This is a genomic window from Streptomyces sp. ST2-7A, assembly GCF_021390475.1.
Lineage (GTDB): Bacteria > Actinomycetota > Actinomycetes > Streptomycetales > Streptomycetaceae > Streptomyces.
The window spans coordinates 38449-53192 of record NZ_JAJUWS010000046.1 but is presented as its reverse complement, the minus strand read 5'-3'; the positions used below and the strand labels follow the sequence as shown (position 1 = coordinate 53192).

Below are 14744 nucleotides of genomic sequence, written 5' to 3'. Positions count from 1 at the left end.
CCACCGCGCGCAGACCCGGGACGAGGTCCTCGAAGAGGGCTTCCTGGCGCTCACCGTGCCCGAGGGCTTCAAGGCCGAGCTCATCGAGGGACAGATCGTCGTGACCCCACCCCCGGACGGCGACCACGAGGACATCATCAGCACCCTGATCCGTCAGGTGCTCGCCGGCTCCTCCGAGGAGATGGACGTCTCCGGACACAAGGGGCTCCTGTTGGAGCGGGCGGATGGCGGAGCACCCGGCAACCGCTTCGTGCCCGACGCGACCTTCGCCCCGCGTGAGCTGCGGGTCTTCCGGGGAGCCCCGCCCTGGATGGACCCGACCGGCATCACCATGGTCACCGAGGTCACCAGCGGTCGCCCCGACCACGACCGCACCACCAAACGCCTCGCCTACGCCCGCGCCGCCATCCCCCTCTACCTCCTCATCGACCGCCGCACCGAAACCCTCACCCTCCACACCGACCCCGAACCCCGCACCGGCGACTACGGGCACACCCACACCGTCCCCTTCGGCAAACCCCTCACCCTCCCCACCCCCTTCGACTTCGACCTCGACACCACCGACCTCACCTGAGGCGCTCTTCCTCACGGGGTGTCCCGATACCCTTCCGGGCATGGCCGTCGACCCGCGCAACCCCGATCCCGTCTATCTCGAGTTCTGGCGGGAGTACCACCTGTGCACCCTCACCACGGTCCGCACCGACGGCACCCCACACGTGGTGGCGGTCGGGGCCACCTACGACCCGGAGGCCGGGCTGGCCCGGGTGATCACCAACCGGCACAGCCGCAAGGTCGCGCATGTGCGGGCGGCCGGCCCCGGGGGCGCCCGAGCGGCCCTCTGCCAGGTGGCCCGTGTCCGGTGGGCGACCCTGGAGGGCGTGGCGACGATCAACGAGGACCCGGCCGCGGTGACCGACGCGGTGGCCCGGTACGCGGAGCGGTACCAGCGACAGCCGAAGCCGAACCCCGACCGCGTCGTCATCGAGATCGCCCTGACCCGGGCCATGGGCCGCGCCTGATCCCTTGCCGGACGGCGAGCCCATCGCGCCGGGGCGGTCGTCCGCCTGCCCGCCGCCCCGGGAACCGGGGCCGCTCCCGGGACATCCCCCATCCCGGGTCCGTCCCGCCCGGCCCATTTCGCCCGCCCCGCGACGTCCGAACCGTTTCGGCTGCTCGCCATCGCCCCCGCTCGCGGCGACACCGGGCATCCAGTCGTCCCGGTCCGCGGCGGCCGCGTGCGAGCGTGGAGTGCTGATGTAGGCGACCATCGGGTGCATCGCGGTGAAGGGGGTCGCGAAACGGCCCGGGCTCATGACGAAGCCGTTGGCGACGTGGAAGGCGGTGGCGCCGCCGATGATCGGCTTCGCCGGTTTCCCGCCCCGCGAGCAGAGGAGGGGAAGAGGCACTCCAGGGCCGGCACGCCGTGGGCGAGGGTGTGGGCAGCGCGCGGGTACCGGGTGGTGAGCCGCCAGACGTCCTCCTGGCCGTATGTGCGGGTGCGCATGACGCCGCCGAGCGCCGCCCCGGACCGCCGGCCCTTCCCCTGCGACTTCACCCAACCGGAGACCGGGTACGACAGGTCGGACTGCGCCACGACGTACCACAGCAGGGCGTCGCGGGTGCGCGGGTCGTTCAAGAGCCGGGCCGGCCCGACGGCTCCCTGCACGAGCGTGGAGGCCTGGTCGGCGCCGTCGGTACCGTAGCGGTGGCGGGGGTGGAGGGCGGCGTTGCCGAGACCCGGGAAGAGGTGGGCGGCGCCGCGCCACCGGCGCCACCGGGCAGCAGCAGGCCGACCGAGGCGGCGACCCGGGCCAGGTACGGGCCGGTGGTGGGCGGTCGTCGGCGACCAGGTCAAGGAACTTGCGCAGAACCGGGTGCCGCGGCGCATGGTTGTCGCGAGCGATGGCCCAGTCGTTGAGACCACCCGGACGGGTGTGCCGACGACGGGTGAGGTGCTCGAGGCCGGAGGTCAGCGACGTGGCGGCGGTCAACCACTCGGAGAGGGCCATGGCGCGCTCCCGCGACACGAGCACGGGGCCCAGCAGTGCGTCCCTCGATCGGCGCAGGGCACGCGGCAGCCGTATGGGCCGTCGGGAGGGGTGCTCATGAGGCCCTCCGGGGCGTGAGGAGAGGGGCGTGGGAGGGGAAACGGGCGTGAACGGGCGGGGCACGGCGGAGTGGTGCGCGACGGAAACCGTCCGGTCGAGCGGTGTGATCGGGCACGCGCGGGACGCCGTACGGGCCACCGCTCCAAACCTCGGGAAAACCCGGCGACACCGAATCCACGACACCCGGGAAACAGGCGGACAATACATTCCCGGGACCTCGAGGGGAAAGCGGAAACCCTCGCCGAGTGGACACGGAATACAGCCGGTCACGGCGGAATTCCGTGATCCCCACCCGGTAATCGGGAGGTACTCCACCGAAGGGAATTCTCGGCGTTCGCCGGGTTGGTCCATCGGATGATTCCTCCGGCCGACCCGTCGACGGTTCCGGCGCGGTCACCCGCACGGAGTCCCCCGGTCGGGGCTCTGCGGCGTGGACCGGGTGGGCGGTGCCGGCGCGCCGGGCGGCCCGGGCCCGGGCGGCGGTCAGTCGGCGCTCGACGTCACTGGATGACCTGGCCGGCCCGGCGACCGGCCTCGTACGCCACCGCCATGGCGCCGCTGAAGGCGATGCCGGCCATGAAGGCGACCGGCGAGGCGCCCCCGGTCAGGTGCCCCCGCTCGTCCCGAGTGTCGATCCCGGCGAGCTCGGTGGACCGGTTCACGAAGCCGGTGAGGTCACGCATGGTGTCCCTTCTGTGGTGGGCCCGGACGAACCCGGGCGGGTGTCGTGGTGCCCGGACGGCCCCGGACGGTACGGCCGGGGCCGTAGTCCAATCCCGGTGTCCTCCCGCGGGTCGGGGAGAGGCCCGAGCGTGGCGGGGAGGGTGATGGGCCCGGCCGGTTCACCGGAGCACCTCACCGGCGGCCAGGGTGACGCCGGCGACGAACGTCGGCACGGTGGTGGGGGTGGCCAGCACGGGCTGCCCCGGCTCAGTGGTTCAGCCCTCGCTATTCTCACCGAATTCCCCGAACTCGGTGAGACGCCGGTCCAGCTTCCACTCCAGCATAAATGCTCCCGAATGATTTTTCGGAAAGGGTTTCGAGATGTGCCGGACCGGAATCCGGCCGGATCGCCCCGGCACGCACCACTGTTCCAATTCCGGAAGATCCATTGAAGAAACGGATTTGTCCACATACTGCACGGCGGGCGGCACCACCCTGCAGCCGTCCGGATCCGACGGTCCCACCATCGACCCCGCTGATCGGGAACATCCCACAGGGGCGAAGCCGTTCGAGGCCCCGGTCACCACTCCCGATGGTCGGACCGGCCACGAAGCGCGGGTCGACCCCGGCTCCCGCCCCTCCCCGTCCACTCCTGTGTGGCCCGTGCGGGCGACGAGGGCCCAAGCGGGCGGCAGGAGGCCTGGGGTGGGGGCGGGAGGCGGGGCCCTCACCCCGGAACCCTCACCGAGGGCGATGCGGCACGAGGTCTCCGGGAGTGATTCCCACGGGAAAGAGCCGGGGCGCACCGCGGCGGGATCTCGCCCTCCGCTTCGTTCCGAAGGTGGCCAACCGGCCGATGAGGGCACCATGATGGAGTGGCGGACCACACACGGGACCGGCCACCGGGCCGGTCGAACCGCCCGATCGGTGGACGGAGTCCCCCCGTCGCGTGAAGGAGCGTCATGTCCCATCCCGCCCAACTCAGGACCTACACGGTTCGGAAAGGACTGATGGATGAGTGGGTGGACCGGTGGCGCCGGGAGATCGTTCCCCTCCGATCGAAGTTGAACTTCGAAGTGGGGGGAGCCTGGATCGACCGGGAACGCGATCTCTTCATCTGGCTCCTCATCTACACGGGCCCTGGAACCCTCACCGAGGGCAATGCCCGTTACTGGGCCTCCCCTGAGCGAGCGGCGATGGGGCTCGACCCGGAGGACTACCTTCTCCGCACCGACGATCGCGACGTCGAAACCGTGGGGACGGCCCTCTGAAGCGGCTGTAGGACCTGGCGGGGAGAGCGTCGGTCACCTCATTCCGAAAGCGGCAGCATATGGTGTCGCCGTTCCTCCTCGGTAAGTGTCCGGGCCACCCGGGCCCGGGCCCGGGCCTGTAGTCGCCGGAAGTCCGGAGCGGTGGCCCATACCCGGGCCGTGCCATCGCGAGAAGCCGTCAGCACTGCCGAGCCGTCGGGTGACCAGTCGACCGACATCACCGCGCCCCTGTGCACCCCGATGACCCGCGCCGTGTCCCGATCGGCCGGGGACCACACCCGGACGGTCCCGTCGTCGGCTCCGGAGGCGAGGAACTCTCCATCCGGGGACCACGCGACGCAGCGCACCCGTGCCTCGTGTCCAACCAGCTTTTTCCTTCTCACGCCCGTGTTGGCGTCCCAGAGGGCCAGGGTTCGGTCGGCCGACGCCGTGGCGACCAGGGACTCGTCCGGGGACCAGGCCACTCCGTCCACATATCCCTCGTGTCCACGCAGCACGGTTCGCTGCTCGCCGGTGTCCAGATCCCAGATGCGGCAGGTCCGATCATCCGAACCCGACGCGAGCGCGTTACCCCCGGGAGACCAGTCCAGGGCTCCGACCCAGTCCTGGTGACCATTGAACTGCGCGATCACCGCGCTCGTGTGGGAATCGCACACCCTGATCACGGCATCATGACCGGCCACGGCGATCCGCTTCCCATCGGGTGCGCAGGCCACCGCCTCGATCGCTTCGTCGAATCCGACTTCGAGAACCGGTACAAGACGGCTCGAGCGAAGAGCCCGAACCGCGCCATCACCGGTAGCGAGTACGAGCAGCGACTCGTTCCGGCTTCCGGATCGCCCCGGCGGACCCCAGGCAAGTGCGGTGATCTCGTCCGCGAACTGATGGGAGGAACCGATCTCGCCGCCGAAGGAATCCCGAATTCCGAGAACACCGTCCGCGCCGGCGGTGGCCATCATCAGGCCGTCGGGTGACCAGACAGCACGGTTCACCGCACTCCGACCATGATCCATGAGCGTCGTCTCCGCACCCTGTGGGCGCAGGTCCCAGATTCGCACCGTCGTGTCGGCGGAACCGGTCGCCAAACAGGCACCATCGGGAGACCAGGCGACACTCCACACGGTGTCTTCGTGCCCGCTCAACACGGAGATCGGTTCGGCGTCTTTCGCATCGAAGATGCGAACAGTGCGGTCCGAGGAACAGGATGCCAACATCGAGCCGTCAGGAGACCAGGCCACGTTCCAGACATAATCCGAGTGCCCGCGCACCAGAAGTCGTTGGCGTCCGCTGTCGGCCTCCCACACCCGAACGGTCCGATCACCGGAGGCCGTGGCGATTTCGGTGCCGTCAGGGGACCAGGCGACCCCCTCGACGAACCCGGTGTGCCCCCGCAGGGTGGAGACGACCATGCCGGAGACCGCGTCCCGAACAATCACCGTGCGATCGTGTGAGGCCGTGGCGAGACGATGTCCGTTGGGAGACCAGGCCACCCCCCACACGTCGTCGGTATGACCGACGAACCCGCTCTCCAACTTTCCGGAGGTCGCCTTCCAGACCCGTACCATCCGGTCCCGGGAAGTGGCCGCGATCCAATCGCCATCGGGAGACCAGGCCACCCCCCGTCCGAAATCCGTGAGACCGCTCAGAACGTGGCGCGTTCCGGCCTCGATGTCGATGACACGGAGGGCTCGGTCCCGTGAGGCCACGACCAGCTTTCTCCCGTCAGGGGACCAGGCAACAGATTCAACCATGGCCCCGTCCCCCTGGTATGTGGACAGGACACGGCCCGAACGGGCCTCCAGGACAGCCACGGATCCGTCCCTTGACGCGGTGGCCAGCCGTCCACCGTCCGAGGACCACACCACCTGTCGGACTGCGTCGTGGTGGAAAGCGACCTGTTCGCGCAGATGACTGAAGCTCAAAGACGTCATCAGCGCTCGCTCAGCGGCGGGAGTGGGCGTGCATTCCGACAGGGCCGCCAGGGACAACAGAACGGACAGCTCCGGATAGCGATCCGCCCGGGTCAGGACATGGCGGCCCACGGACTCGGACACCCTTCGCAGAAAGGCGAGATCCCGACGCCGGGACTCCTCCACGAGGGCACGGGTGTGCGGGGAGTCCTGGCCCGTCTCCTCGAGCGCGAGCAACCACTGCTGCGCCAGGGTGAGACGGTCCCCGCTGAGCAGGTAGTCATCGCTGCGGCCCGATCTCCGCCAATCGTCCGCCCAGCGTTCCAACTCGGCACGATTACGCAGCCTTTCGGCACTCGCCTCCACCTCTTGGCGCAGTGGGGGCCACTGCCGAAAGAGTGCCTCGTGAGCGACGTGGACCACGGCTCCCCGTTCCTCGGAGCCCTCTTCCCCCACGGGAGCGGTGTCCACGATCAGGAGACGGGCCTCCACGAACGCGTCGACGATCCGCCGCTCTTCCGCGGACAACTCGGCAAGGGCCACCCGTCGCCGGGTGACATCCTGCCCCTCGACCGTCACACATTTCAGGAGGACGCGCGACACCGCTGTGAGGCCGTGCATGGTCCGCAGCTCGGCCAGTGTCTGATCGGCCTGACGTGACAAGGCACCGGCGACCCCTCCCAACCGTCGATAGTCGTTTTCCGTGACCACACCTCCGGGTCCGACGGCGTAGTACAACTCCTGGAGAAGGTATGCGAGCAGTGGCAGGGCATCCCCGGTGCCCACCTCGTCCACGATCGTGTCCACGATTCCGGGAGCGAACCCCATCCCCACCAGAGCCCCCGGAGCCTCCACCGCTTGGACCAGTTGCCTTCGACTCAGGGACCCCACTGTCACGGGTGTGCGAAACAGGGGAGCATGGGATGTTTCCAGCATCGGGCCGAGGAACTCGATCCGTAGGGTGGAGAGAGCCCACAGGCGTGGGTCCCCCTCCATGGCCACTCGTAGCGCGTCGAGGAAGAGCGACCTCTCCCTCTCGCTCGCCAGGGTGATCGTTTCCTCGAGTTGGTCGACAACCAGCAGGACCCGCCTGAACCTGCGATCACCCCGAAATCGGCGCAGTTCTTCTCCGAGGGCATCCGTATCCCGACGCAGCCGACGCTGTACCCGTCCGGGATCCTCCCCCAGCGCCTCGGCAAGCGGGGCCGCGAGAGCCGACAGCGGGGCGGCGCCGGGCGCGGGAATGTGCAGGATCATCCATCGACGTTGCCGCAACCGGGGCAGCACTCCGGCCCCGACGAGCGAGGACTTTCCGCTGCCCGACGCTCCCACCAGGGTGACGCACCGGTCGGCGGCTTCTCCTCCTTGTCCGTGCAGACGGCGAACAAGTTCATCGACCTGGCCCTCACGACCGAAGAAAACAGCGGATTCCGCCTCGGTGAAGGCGTCCAACCCCGGATAGGGAATCCGATCCCGATCCCAGACCCGGGGCGGAGGAGCGGGACGCCCCAGTCGATGCGCCGCGATATGAAGAACGACCATCAGGATGATGAGCACGCCGATACCGGGGACCGCAGCCCGCTGTAAGAGGTCGAGAGCCGGAGGAGGTTCGTCCGTTCCGGTGGCGTAATTCGTGACGATTCCCAGCATTCCGGCGATCAGAACCAGTAGAGCCTGGAGAACGAGTTCGAGCTGTCGCCGTCTCATCGGTGTGTGCCCCCCGAGGCGCTCCGTGTCATCGATCCCCGCGCTGCCACCGCGCCGTCCCCCTTCGTCGCCGCTCACGCCCGCCGAGCCATGATCGGGGAACCCCGGGGCCTGCGCAAGGACGCCTGACGGCCCCGGTGCGAGACTCCCCGGCCTCCGAAAGGCCGGGGAAACGCACGACGTTCACCCGAAAGGGGTGGGGCGCGGTGCCGGGGTGGGCCGGAACGACGTGGTGCCCGTCGCCACGACCGGGAGAGGTCGGGGTGACGGCCACCACGGGGAGAAGCGGCCCACCGGGCCGGCGCGTCAGCGGCGCCGACGCTCCGGCCGCCAGACGACCAGCGCGGAGGACTGCCGCACGTCCTGATATGGCACCAGGTCGCGTCGGTAGGAGGCGTGCACCTGGGCCTCGCGGCGGCGCATGGCCACGGCCGCGCCGTCCACCGCCTGCTGGAGTTCGGCCACCCGCGACTGGAGCGCCGCGACCTGGTTCTCCAACTCGATGATCCGCTTGATACCGGCGAGGTTGATGCCCTCGTCCTGGGAGAGCCGCTGGACCACACGCAACAGTTGGATGTCGCGCGCCGAGTAGCGGCGCCCCCGTCCGGCGGCGCGATCGGGGCTGACCAGGCCGAGCCGGTCGTACTGACGCAGCGTCTGCGGATGCAGCCCGGAGAGCTGGGCGGCGACCGAGATCACGTAGACCGGGGTGTCGTCGTTCAGCTCGTAAGGATTGTCGTACCGGGCGCCGCCGAACGGCGGCTCGGACCGGGTCCCGCCGGGGGTGCCCCCGGGGAGTCCGGTACCGCCCATGCCCTGCCCGGTTCCCATTCGACTTGCTCGGCCGTCCACGTCAGTCTCCCTTCGCGGCCTCGAAGAGCCCCGCCCGCGGGTCCTCACCCGCGGCAGCCTCGCGGTACTCCTCCAGGGCCTTCCTCGCCCTTTCCCCCATGTCGCGCGGCACCGCCAGCTCGATGGTGACCAGCAGGTCGCCGCGTGTTCCGTCCTTGCGCGTCGCGCCCTTGCCCCGGGCGCGCATGGTGCGACCGCCGGGTGTCCCGGGCGGCAACTTGAGCGTCACCGGCGGGCCGCCGAGGGTCGGCACCTTGATATCAGCACCGAGCGCGGCTTCGGGGAAGGTCACCGGCACGGTAATCGTCAGATTGTCACCACGTCGGCCGAAGAGGGGGTGCGGATCGACGTGCACGGTGACGTAGAGGTCGCCGTTGGGGCCGCCCCGCTCGCCCGGCGCGCCCTTGCCCCGCAACCGGATGCGCTGTCCGTTCGAGACACCCGCCGGGATGCGCACCTGCATGGTGCGCGAACTCGTCGCCCGGCCGCTGCCCCGGCACACCGAGCAGGGGTTCTCGGCGATCAGGCCGCGCCCCTTGCAGTCCACGCACGGGTCGGTGAGCGAGAATCCGCCCCCGCCTCCACGACTGACCTGCCCCGTGCCGACGCAGGTCGGACAGACCCGCGGCGTGCCGTTGGTGTCCCCGGTGCCCGCGCACCCCTTGCAGGCGGCGCTGGAGGACATCCGCAGCGGAACGGTGGCGCCGTCCACGGCCTCGGTGAAGCTCAGCGTCACCTCGGACTCGATGTCCTGACCCCGCCTCGGCTGCACCCGCGAACCCGGTCCGCCCCGGTTGAACAGACCGCCGAAGACATCGCCGATGCCGCCACCGAACCCACCGGCACCCCCCGTGGTGCCGGTTCCGGTGCCGCCGGCGCCGGTACCGGCGCCGAAGAGGTCGTTGAGGTCGAAGTTGAACTGGCCGCCCGCGCCCGGGCCCGGCCGGAAGCCACCGCCGCCGAACAGGGCGCGCGCCTCGTCGTACTCCTTGCGGCGCTTGGCGTCGCCGAGGACGTCGTACGCCTCGGAGACGTCCTTGAACCGCTCCTCGGCCTTGGCGTCACCGGTGTTGGCGTCCGGGTGGTACTCCCGGGCCAGCTTGCGGTACGCCTTCTTGATCTCCGCCTCGGTGGCGTCCTTGGGGACGCCGAGAACCTTGTAGTAGTCCTTCTCGATGAAGTCCTTGGTGCTCATCGCGGCGTCCCTCCTCTCATCGGCCCGGCGCCGGTCCGCCGCACCCCGGGGCCCCGCCCCGGGTCGGTTCCGATCGCCGGTCTCGCCGTGCCCGGGCCGGCCGGTGCCGGTCGGGCCACCGGTGGTTCCCCTGCTGCCGGTACCGCCGTTTCCGGTACTGCCGTCGCTGCCGGTGCTGCCAGTGTTCCCAGCGCTCCCCGTGGTCGGGCCGCGCACGTGCGCGGCAGCCCCCGGCGGCCCCCGAGGGGTCCGCCGGGGGCGTCGCCGTCAGCCCTCTTCCGGGCCACCGCTCTCCTTCTCGCCGTCCCCGCCGTCGCCGGACTCCCCGGCCGGGGAGTCCCCCGCCGACGCCTCGCCGGCGGGCGAACCGGGCTGGGGCTCGGCGACGCCGACCCGCGCCGGGCGGATCGTGCGGTCATTGATGCGGTACCCCGGCTGGAGGATCTGCACGCACGTCGTCTCCTTGACGTCCGGTGAGTAGCTGTGCATCAGCGCCTCGTGGATCGTCGGGTCGAACGGCTCGCCCTCCTTGCCGAACTGCATCAGGCCCAGCTTGGCGGCGACCGTCTCCAGCGACTCGGCCACCTGCTTGAAGCCACCGACCAGTTCGCCGTGGTCCCGGGCACGACCGATGTCGTCGAGCACCGGCAGCAGCTCGGTCAGGAGGTTGGCGATCGCGATCTCCTTGACGGCGACGCGGTCGCGATCCACCCGGCGGCGGTAGTTCTGGAACTCGGCCTGCAGGCGCTGGAGATCGAGCGTGCGCTCGTTCAGCGCCGTGCGGACCTGGTCCAGTTGGGCGGTGAGTCCGGCCTCGCGGGCGACCGCGGCTGCGGCCTCCGCGTCACGCCCATCGGTGTCGGCGGAGTCCGGGGTCTCCCCCGTCGGCGCGCCGCCCCCCTCGGAGGGCGGGGTGTCGGCGCCCCCCTCGGCGGCGCGGGCGCCGTCCGAGGGGGACTCCGGGTCGGTGCCGGCGTCGGGGACCTCGGGCTCCCGGTCGTTGTCGAAGCCCTTGGGGTCCGAGGTCACGCGGCACCGCCCTTCGGCTTCTCGTCGTCCACGATCTCGGCGTCGACGACGTCCTCGTCGGTGGAGCCGCCCTCGGTACGGGCGCCGCCCTCCCCACCGGCGGAGGCGGAGGAGGCCTGGGCGTCGGCGTACAGGGCCTGGCCGAGCTTCTGGCTGGTGGCCGCGACCTTCTCGGACGCCTCGCGGATGGCCGCGGTGTCCTCGCCCTTCAGCTTCTCCTTGAGGTCGGCGATGGCGGTCTCGACCTCGGTCTTGACGTCACCGGGGACCTTCTCGGAGTTCTCCTTGATGAAGTTCTCGGTGGTGTAGACCAGCTGCTCGGCCTGGTTGCGGGTCTCGGCGGCCTCGCGGCGCTTGGAGTCCTCGTCCGCGTACTGCTCGGCCTCGCGCATCATGCGCTCGATGTCGTCCTTCGGCAGCGCGGAGCCACCGGTGACGGTCATCCGCTGCTCCTTGCCGGTACCGAGGTCCTTGGCGGAGACGTGCATGATGCCGTTGGCGTCGATGTCGAAGGTGACCTCGATCTGCGGGACACCGCGCGGGGCGGGCGGCAGACCGGTCAGCTCGAACATCCCGAGCTTCTTGTTGTACGCCGCGATCTCGCGCTCGCCCTGGTAGACCTGGATCTGCACCGAGGGCTGGTTGTCGTCGGCGGTGGTGAAGATCTCCGAGCGCTTGGTGGGGATCGTGGTGTTGCGCTCGATGAGCTTGGTCATGATGCCGCCCTTGGTCTCGATGCCCAGGGACAGCGGGGTGACGTCCAGCAGCAGGACGTCCTTGACCTCGCCCTTGAGGACACCGGCCTGGAGGGAGGCGCCGATGGCGACGACCTCGTCCGGGTTGACGCCCTTGTTGGCGTCCTTGCCGCCGGTCAGCTCGCGCACCAGCTGCGCCACGGCGGGCATGCGGGTGGAGCCACCGACGAGCACCACGTGGTCGATCTCGGACAGCTGGATGCCGGCGTCCTTGATGACGTTGTGGAACGGGACCTTGCAGCGCTCCAGAAGGTCGGAGGTGAGCTGCTGGAACTGCGCCCGGGTCAGCTTCTCGTCGAGGTGCAGCGGCCCCTCGGCGGAGGCGGTGATGTAGGGCAGGTTGATCGTGGTCTCGGTGGAGGAGGAGAGCTCGATCTTGGCCTTCTCCGCGGCCTCCCGCAGGCGCTGCAGTGCCATCTTGTCGCGGCCCAGGTCCACGCCATGGGCGGACTGGAAGGTCTTGACCAGGTGGTCCACGACGCGCTGGTCCCAGTCGTCACCACCGAGGTGGTTGTCGCCGTTGGTGGCCTTGACCTCCACCACGCCGTCGCCGATCTCCAGCAGGGAGACGTCGAAGGTACCGCCACCGAGGTCGAAGACCAGGATGGTCTGGTCGTCCTTCTCCAGGCCGTAGGCGAGGGCGGCGGCGGTGGGCTCGTTGACGATGCGCAGGACGTTCAGACCCGCGATCTCACCGGCCTCCTTGGTGGCCTGCCGCTCGTGGTCGTTGAAGTAGGCGGGGACGGTGATCACCGCGTCGGCGACCTTCTCGCCCAGGTACGCCTCGGCGTCCCGCTTCAACTTCTGCAGGATGAAGGCACTCATCTGCTGCGGGTTGAAGTCCTTGCCGTCCAGGTTGATCTTCCAGTCGGTGCCCATGTGGCGCTTGACCGAGCGCACCGTCCGGTCCACGTTGGTGACCGCCTGGCGCTTGGCGACCTCGCCGACGAGCACCTCGCCGTTCTTGGCGAAGGCGACGACGGACGGCGTGGTCCTGGCGCCCTCGGCGTTGGTGATGACGGTGGGCTCACCGCCCTCGAGAACACTGACGACGGAGTTCGTCGTACCCAGGTCGATGCCGACCGCACGTGCCATGTCAGATCCTCCAGCCGAATCCTTGAGTAGCTTTGACTCAAGGGTGCCCGAGTATGCGACCGGCGTCAAACAGCCTGAGCGGATGTGGCTCAACTATTGGGCACCCCCCGCACTCAATTAAGGCCCTTCCCCTCGCGCGGCCACCCCGGAGGCGGCCACCCCGGAGTACGGAGCGGGGGCCCGGTGCGCACCCACCGGGCCCCCTTGTCACCCGTGGAGTGCCCCTGCCCGCTTCACCCCGGGTCAATCCCGAAAAAGGGCGGATCGGGAGAATTAACCCTCTGGTGCCGATATCCCCGTCGCCACCCCCGGTCGCCGGCGCCGCCACCCCTGAGCCCCGTCACCCGCCGGGCTCAGCCACCGGCACCGGAGGTCGTGCCGCCGTCGGTGCCGCTCCGCTCCTCGGCGAGCTCCTGGATCTCCCCCAACACGGCCGCCGGGTCGCCGTCCGGACCGACCGCCCGGTTCAGGTGCTCGAGGAGCAGCCCGCGCACCGCCGGCCAGGAGTGCTTGTTGAGCGGCTGGAGTTCGGCCTGCGGCATCTGGTCCACGAACTCCCACAGGTGGCGGTGATCCTCGTCCTCCAGCAACAATTGCGAGGCCGAGACGGTGGTGGGGATCGTGCCGTGCCGCCCGCTGGAGAAGGCGTGGTTCTCCGGTCGGTAGACGAACTCCATGAAGGCGCCGATCTCGTCCTCGTGCCCACCGTCGCGGAAGGCGATCAGCCAGTCGGAGATGCCGGTGGAGACGCCGGGGCCGCCGTCCCGGGACGGGAAGGGCACGTGCGCGTAGTCGACACCCGCCTCCTCCATGGCCACCAACATCGCGGGATGCCCCATCATCATGCCGACCTCACCGGTGAAGAAGCCGCCGTAGGAGGTGGAGCGGTCCAGTTCGGCGGGCGGCAGACCGGTGAGCCCCTCGGCGACCAGGTTGTCCCGCAGCCACTCCAGCGCCTCGACGTTCTCGGCGGAGTCGACCGCGTAGTGGTCACCGCCGTCGGTGTAACCGCCACCGGCGCCGAGCATCCACACCAACGCCTCCTCGTGCACGCCGTCCGGGCCGAACTGGAGGGCGTAGGGGATGGAGACCCCGACGTCCCGCAGCGCCCGGGCGGTACTCAGCAGTTCGGCCCAGTCGGTGGGCGGCTCCGCCACGCCCGCGCGCTCCAGCAGCTCGAGGTTGACGAACAGGCGCGGGGTGCTGGAGACGAAGGGGATGCCGTACTGCTCCCAGCGGTATTCGCCGGCCCGGGCGAGCGGCAGGTGGAAGTCGGCCTGGGTGGTCAGCGGCAGCATGTCCGAGGCGGAGTACAGCAGGTCGTCGGCGGCGTACTCGGCGAACGACCCGACCTGGGCGATGTCCGGCGACCCGCCGGCCCCCACCCGCTCGGCGAGAACGGTATCGGCGTTCTCCCAGGGGACGAGTTCCACCTCGACGGTGACGCCCGGGTTCTCCTCCTCGAAGCGGGCGGTGATGTCCTCCCAGAACACCGAGGTGGGGATGACGACGCGCTGCCCGAAGTCGGCGGCCAGGACGGTGATGGTGACATCCCCGTCGGAGGAGCAGGCGGTGGGGCCGACGGCGAGGGCGATCGCCAACAGGCCGGTCAGGGCCGTGCGGCGCGCACGACGCCCGCGAGGGGTCTCCCGCGCGCGGGGTCCCGGGGCGGGCCGGTCCGCCGGTTCGGGACCCTCCGGCGGGGAACCGGGCGGGAAACGGAGCCGGCTCCCGGGCCGACCTCCGATCCGACCGGTCGGTATTTCACGTGTATCGCGATCTGTCCGATTGCGTCGTCGCATGGTAGAGGCCCCCTGTGCCGCGCCCTTCAAGGGGTGGACGGCGGGTCCACCCGGAAAGTCGCCGGAGATTACCACGCGAAAGCCGTGATAACGGATGGTTCGGGCGGAGTACCCCGGAACCCGGGCGCCGCTCCCCACCCCGGGACCACCCACCGCTCCGGCCGTCTCGCGTCACGTTCCCGGGTCGGTCAGCCGGCGGAAAGACCGCCGGCACAACTTTTTTCATGCCCGCCCCCGCCCGCTCCCGGCCGCTCCCGGCCGTTCGGTCCGGAATCGGCCGACTCCCGGTCCGGAAACGGGCCCGAACCGGCCCTGCCGCCGGAACCCCACCCCGAGACCTCGGATCCCGCCCCTCAC

At 70.2% G+C, this 14744-nt stretch carries 12 protein-coding genes; 3 read left to right on the top strand and 9 right to left on the bottom strand.

All coding sequences use genetic code 11. The features are described 5' to 3' along the window. Positions 1-574 (top strand): Uma2 family endonuclease (locus tag LZF96_RS22530; RefSeq protein WP_233875953.1); only part of this gene is annotated, 574 nt, incomplete at its 5' end. Between the two features lie 40 nt (positions 575-614). Continuing rightward, positions 615-1019 carry a pyridoxamine 5'-phosphate oxidase family protein gene (locus LZF96_RS22525; RefSeq protein ID WP_233875951.1) on the top strand — a complete coding sequence of 135 codons (405 nt, stop codon included), beginning with the start codon at positions 615-617 and terminating at the stop codon, positions 1017-1019. Positions 1020-1309: 290 nt separating this feature from the next. Here LZF96_RS22525 and LZF96_RS22520 read toward each other — a convergent pair whose 3' ends face one another. The 3 genes from LZF96_RS22520 to LZF96_RS22510 all read right to left on the bottom strand — a co-directional run bounded on the left by LZF96_RS22520 (position 1310) and on the right by LZF96_RS22510 (position 3250). Continuing rightward, on the bottom strand, positions 1310-1888 hold the full coding sequence (locus tag LZF96_RS22520; protein ID WP_233875949.1) for a hypothetical protein: 579 nt from the start codon (positions 1886-1888) through the stop codon (positions 1310-1312). Between the two features lie 720 nt (positions 1889-2608). After that, positions 2609-2791 (bottom strand): hypothetical protein, encoded by a 183-nt coding sequence (locus LZF96_RS22515; protein WP_233875947.1) that lies wholly within the window; start codon positions 2789-2791, stop codon positions 2609-2611. 255 nt (positions 2792-3046) lie between these two features. After that, the gene (locus tag LZF96_RS22510) at positions 3047-3250 is read right to left on the bottom strand and encodes a hypothetical protein (protein WP_233875945.1); all 204 of its coding nucleotides are present in this window, start codon (positions 3248-3250) and stop codon (positions 3047-3049) included. A gap of 483 nt (positions 3251-3733) precedes the next feature. Here LZF96_RS22510 and LZF96_RS22505 point away from each other — a divergent pair, with 483 nt between their 5' ends. Then, positions 3734-4042, top strand: coding sequence for an NIPSNAP family protein (locus LZF96_RS22505; protein ID WP_233875943.1), 309 nt, complete (start codon positions 3734-3736; stop codon positions 4040-4042). Positions 4043-4080: 38 nt separating this feature from the next. Here the strand turns inward: LZF96_RS22505 and LZF96_RS22500 are convergent, their stop codons facing one another. From LZF96_RS22500 to LZF96_RS22475, 6 genes are all read right to left on the bottom strand, one after another. Further along, on the bottom strand, positions 4081-7659 hold the full coding sequence (locus LZF96_RS22500; protein ID WP_233875941.1) for an AAA family ATPase: 3579 nt from the start codon (positions 7657-7659) through the stop codon (positions 4081-4083). Between the two features lie 306 nt (positions 7660-7965). Then, entirely contained in the window at positions 7966-8472 is a 507-nt protein-coding gene (locus tag LZF96_RS22495) for a heat shock protein transcriptional repressor HspR (RefSeq protein WP_374203309.1), read from the bottom strand. 40 nt (positions 8473-8512) lie between these two features. Next, positions 8513-9706 carry a molecular chaperone DnaJ gene (gene dnaJ, locus LZF96_RS22490; RefSeq protein ID WP_233875940.1) on the bottom strand — a complete coding sequence of 398 codons (1194 nt, stop codon included), beginning with the start codon at positions 9704-9706 and terminating at the stop codon, positions 8513-8515. Positions 9707-9973: 267 nt separating this feature from the next. Further along, positions 9974-10735, bottom strand: coding sequence for a nucleotide exchange factor GrpE (gene grpE / locus LZF96_RS22485; RefSeq protein ID WP_233875939.1), 762 nt, complete (start codon positions 10733-10735; stop codon positions 9974-9976). After that, positions 10732-12585 (bottom strand): molecular chaperone DnaK, encoded by a 1854-nt coding sequence (dnaK, locus tag LZF96_RS22480; RefSeq protein WP_233875937.1) that lies wholly within the window; start codon positions 12583-12585, stop codon positions 10732-10734. Before dnaK ends, grpE begins: the two co-directional genes overlap by 4 nt. A 353-nt stretch (positions 12586-12938) precedes the next feature. Further along, a complete protein-coding gene (locus LZF96_RS22475; protein ID WP_233875935.1) occupies positions 12939-14186 on the bottom strand; it encodes an extracellular solute-binding protein in 1248 nt (415 codons plus the stop codon). Positions 14187-14744: the final 558 nt, after the last annotated feature.

Coding starts and splice junctions, on each gene's coding strand:
- dnaK (WP_233875937.1), bottom strand. CDS start 12,585: ATGGCACGTGCGGTCGGCATCGACCTGGGTACGACGAACTCCGTCGTC.
- LZF96_RS22500 (WP_233875941.1), bottom strand. CDS start 7,659: ATGAGACGGCGACAGCTCGAACTCGTTCTCCAGGCTCTACTGGTTCTG.
- LZF96_RS22520 (WP_233875949.1), bottom strand. CDS start 1,888: ATGCGCCGCGGCACCCGGTTCTGCGCAAGTTCCTTGACCTGGTCGCCG.
- LZF96_RS22525 (WP_233875951.1), top strand. CDS start 615: ATGGCCGTCGACCCGCGCAACCCCGATCCCGTCTATCTCGAGTTCTGG.
- LZF96_RS22495 (WP_374203309.1), bottom strand. CDS start 8,472: ATGGGCGGTACCGGACTCCCCGGGGGCACCCCCGGCGGGACCCGGTCC.
- dnaJ (WP_233875940.1), bottom strand. CDS start 9,706: ATGAGCACCAAGGACTTCATCGAGAAGGACTACTACAAGGTTCTCGGC.
- LZF96_RS22515 (WP_233875947.1), bottom strand. CDS start 2,791: ATGCGTGACCTCACCGGCTTCGTGAACCGGTCCACCGAGCTCGCCGGG.
- LZF96_RS22505 (WP_233875943.1), top strand. CDS start 3,734: ATGTCCCATCCCGCCCAACTCAGGACCTACACGGTTCGGAAAGGACTG.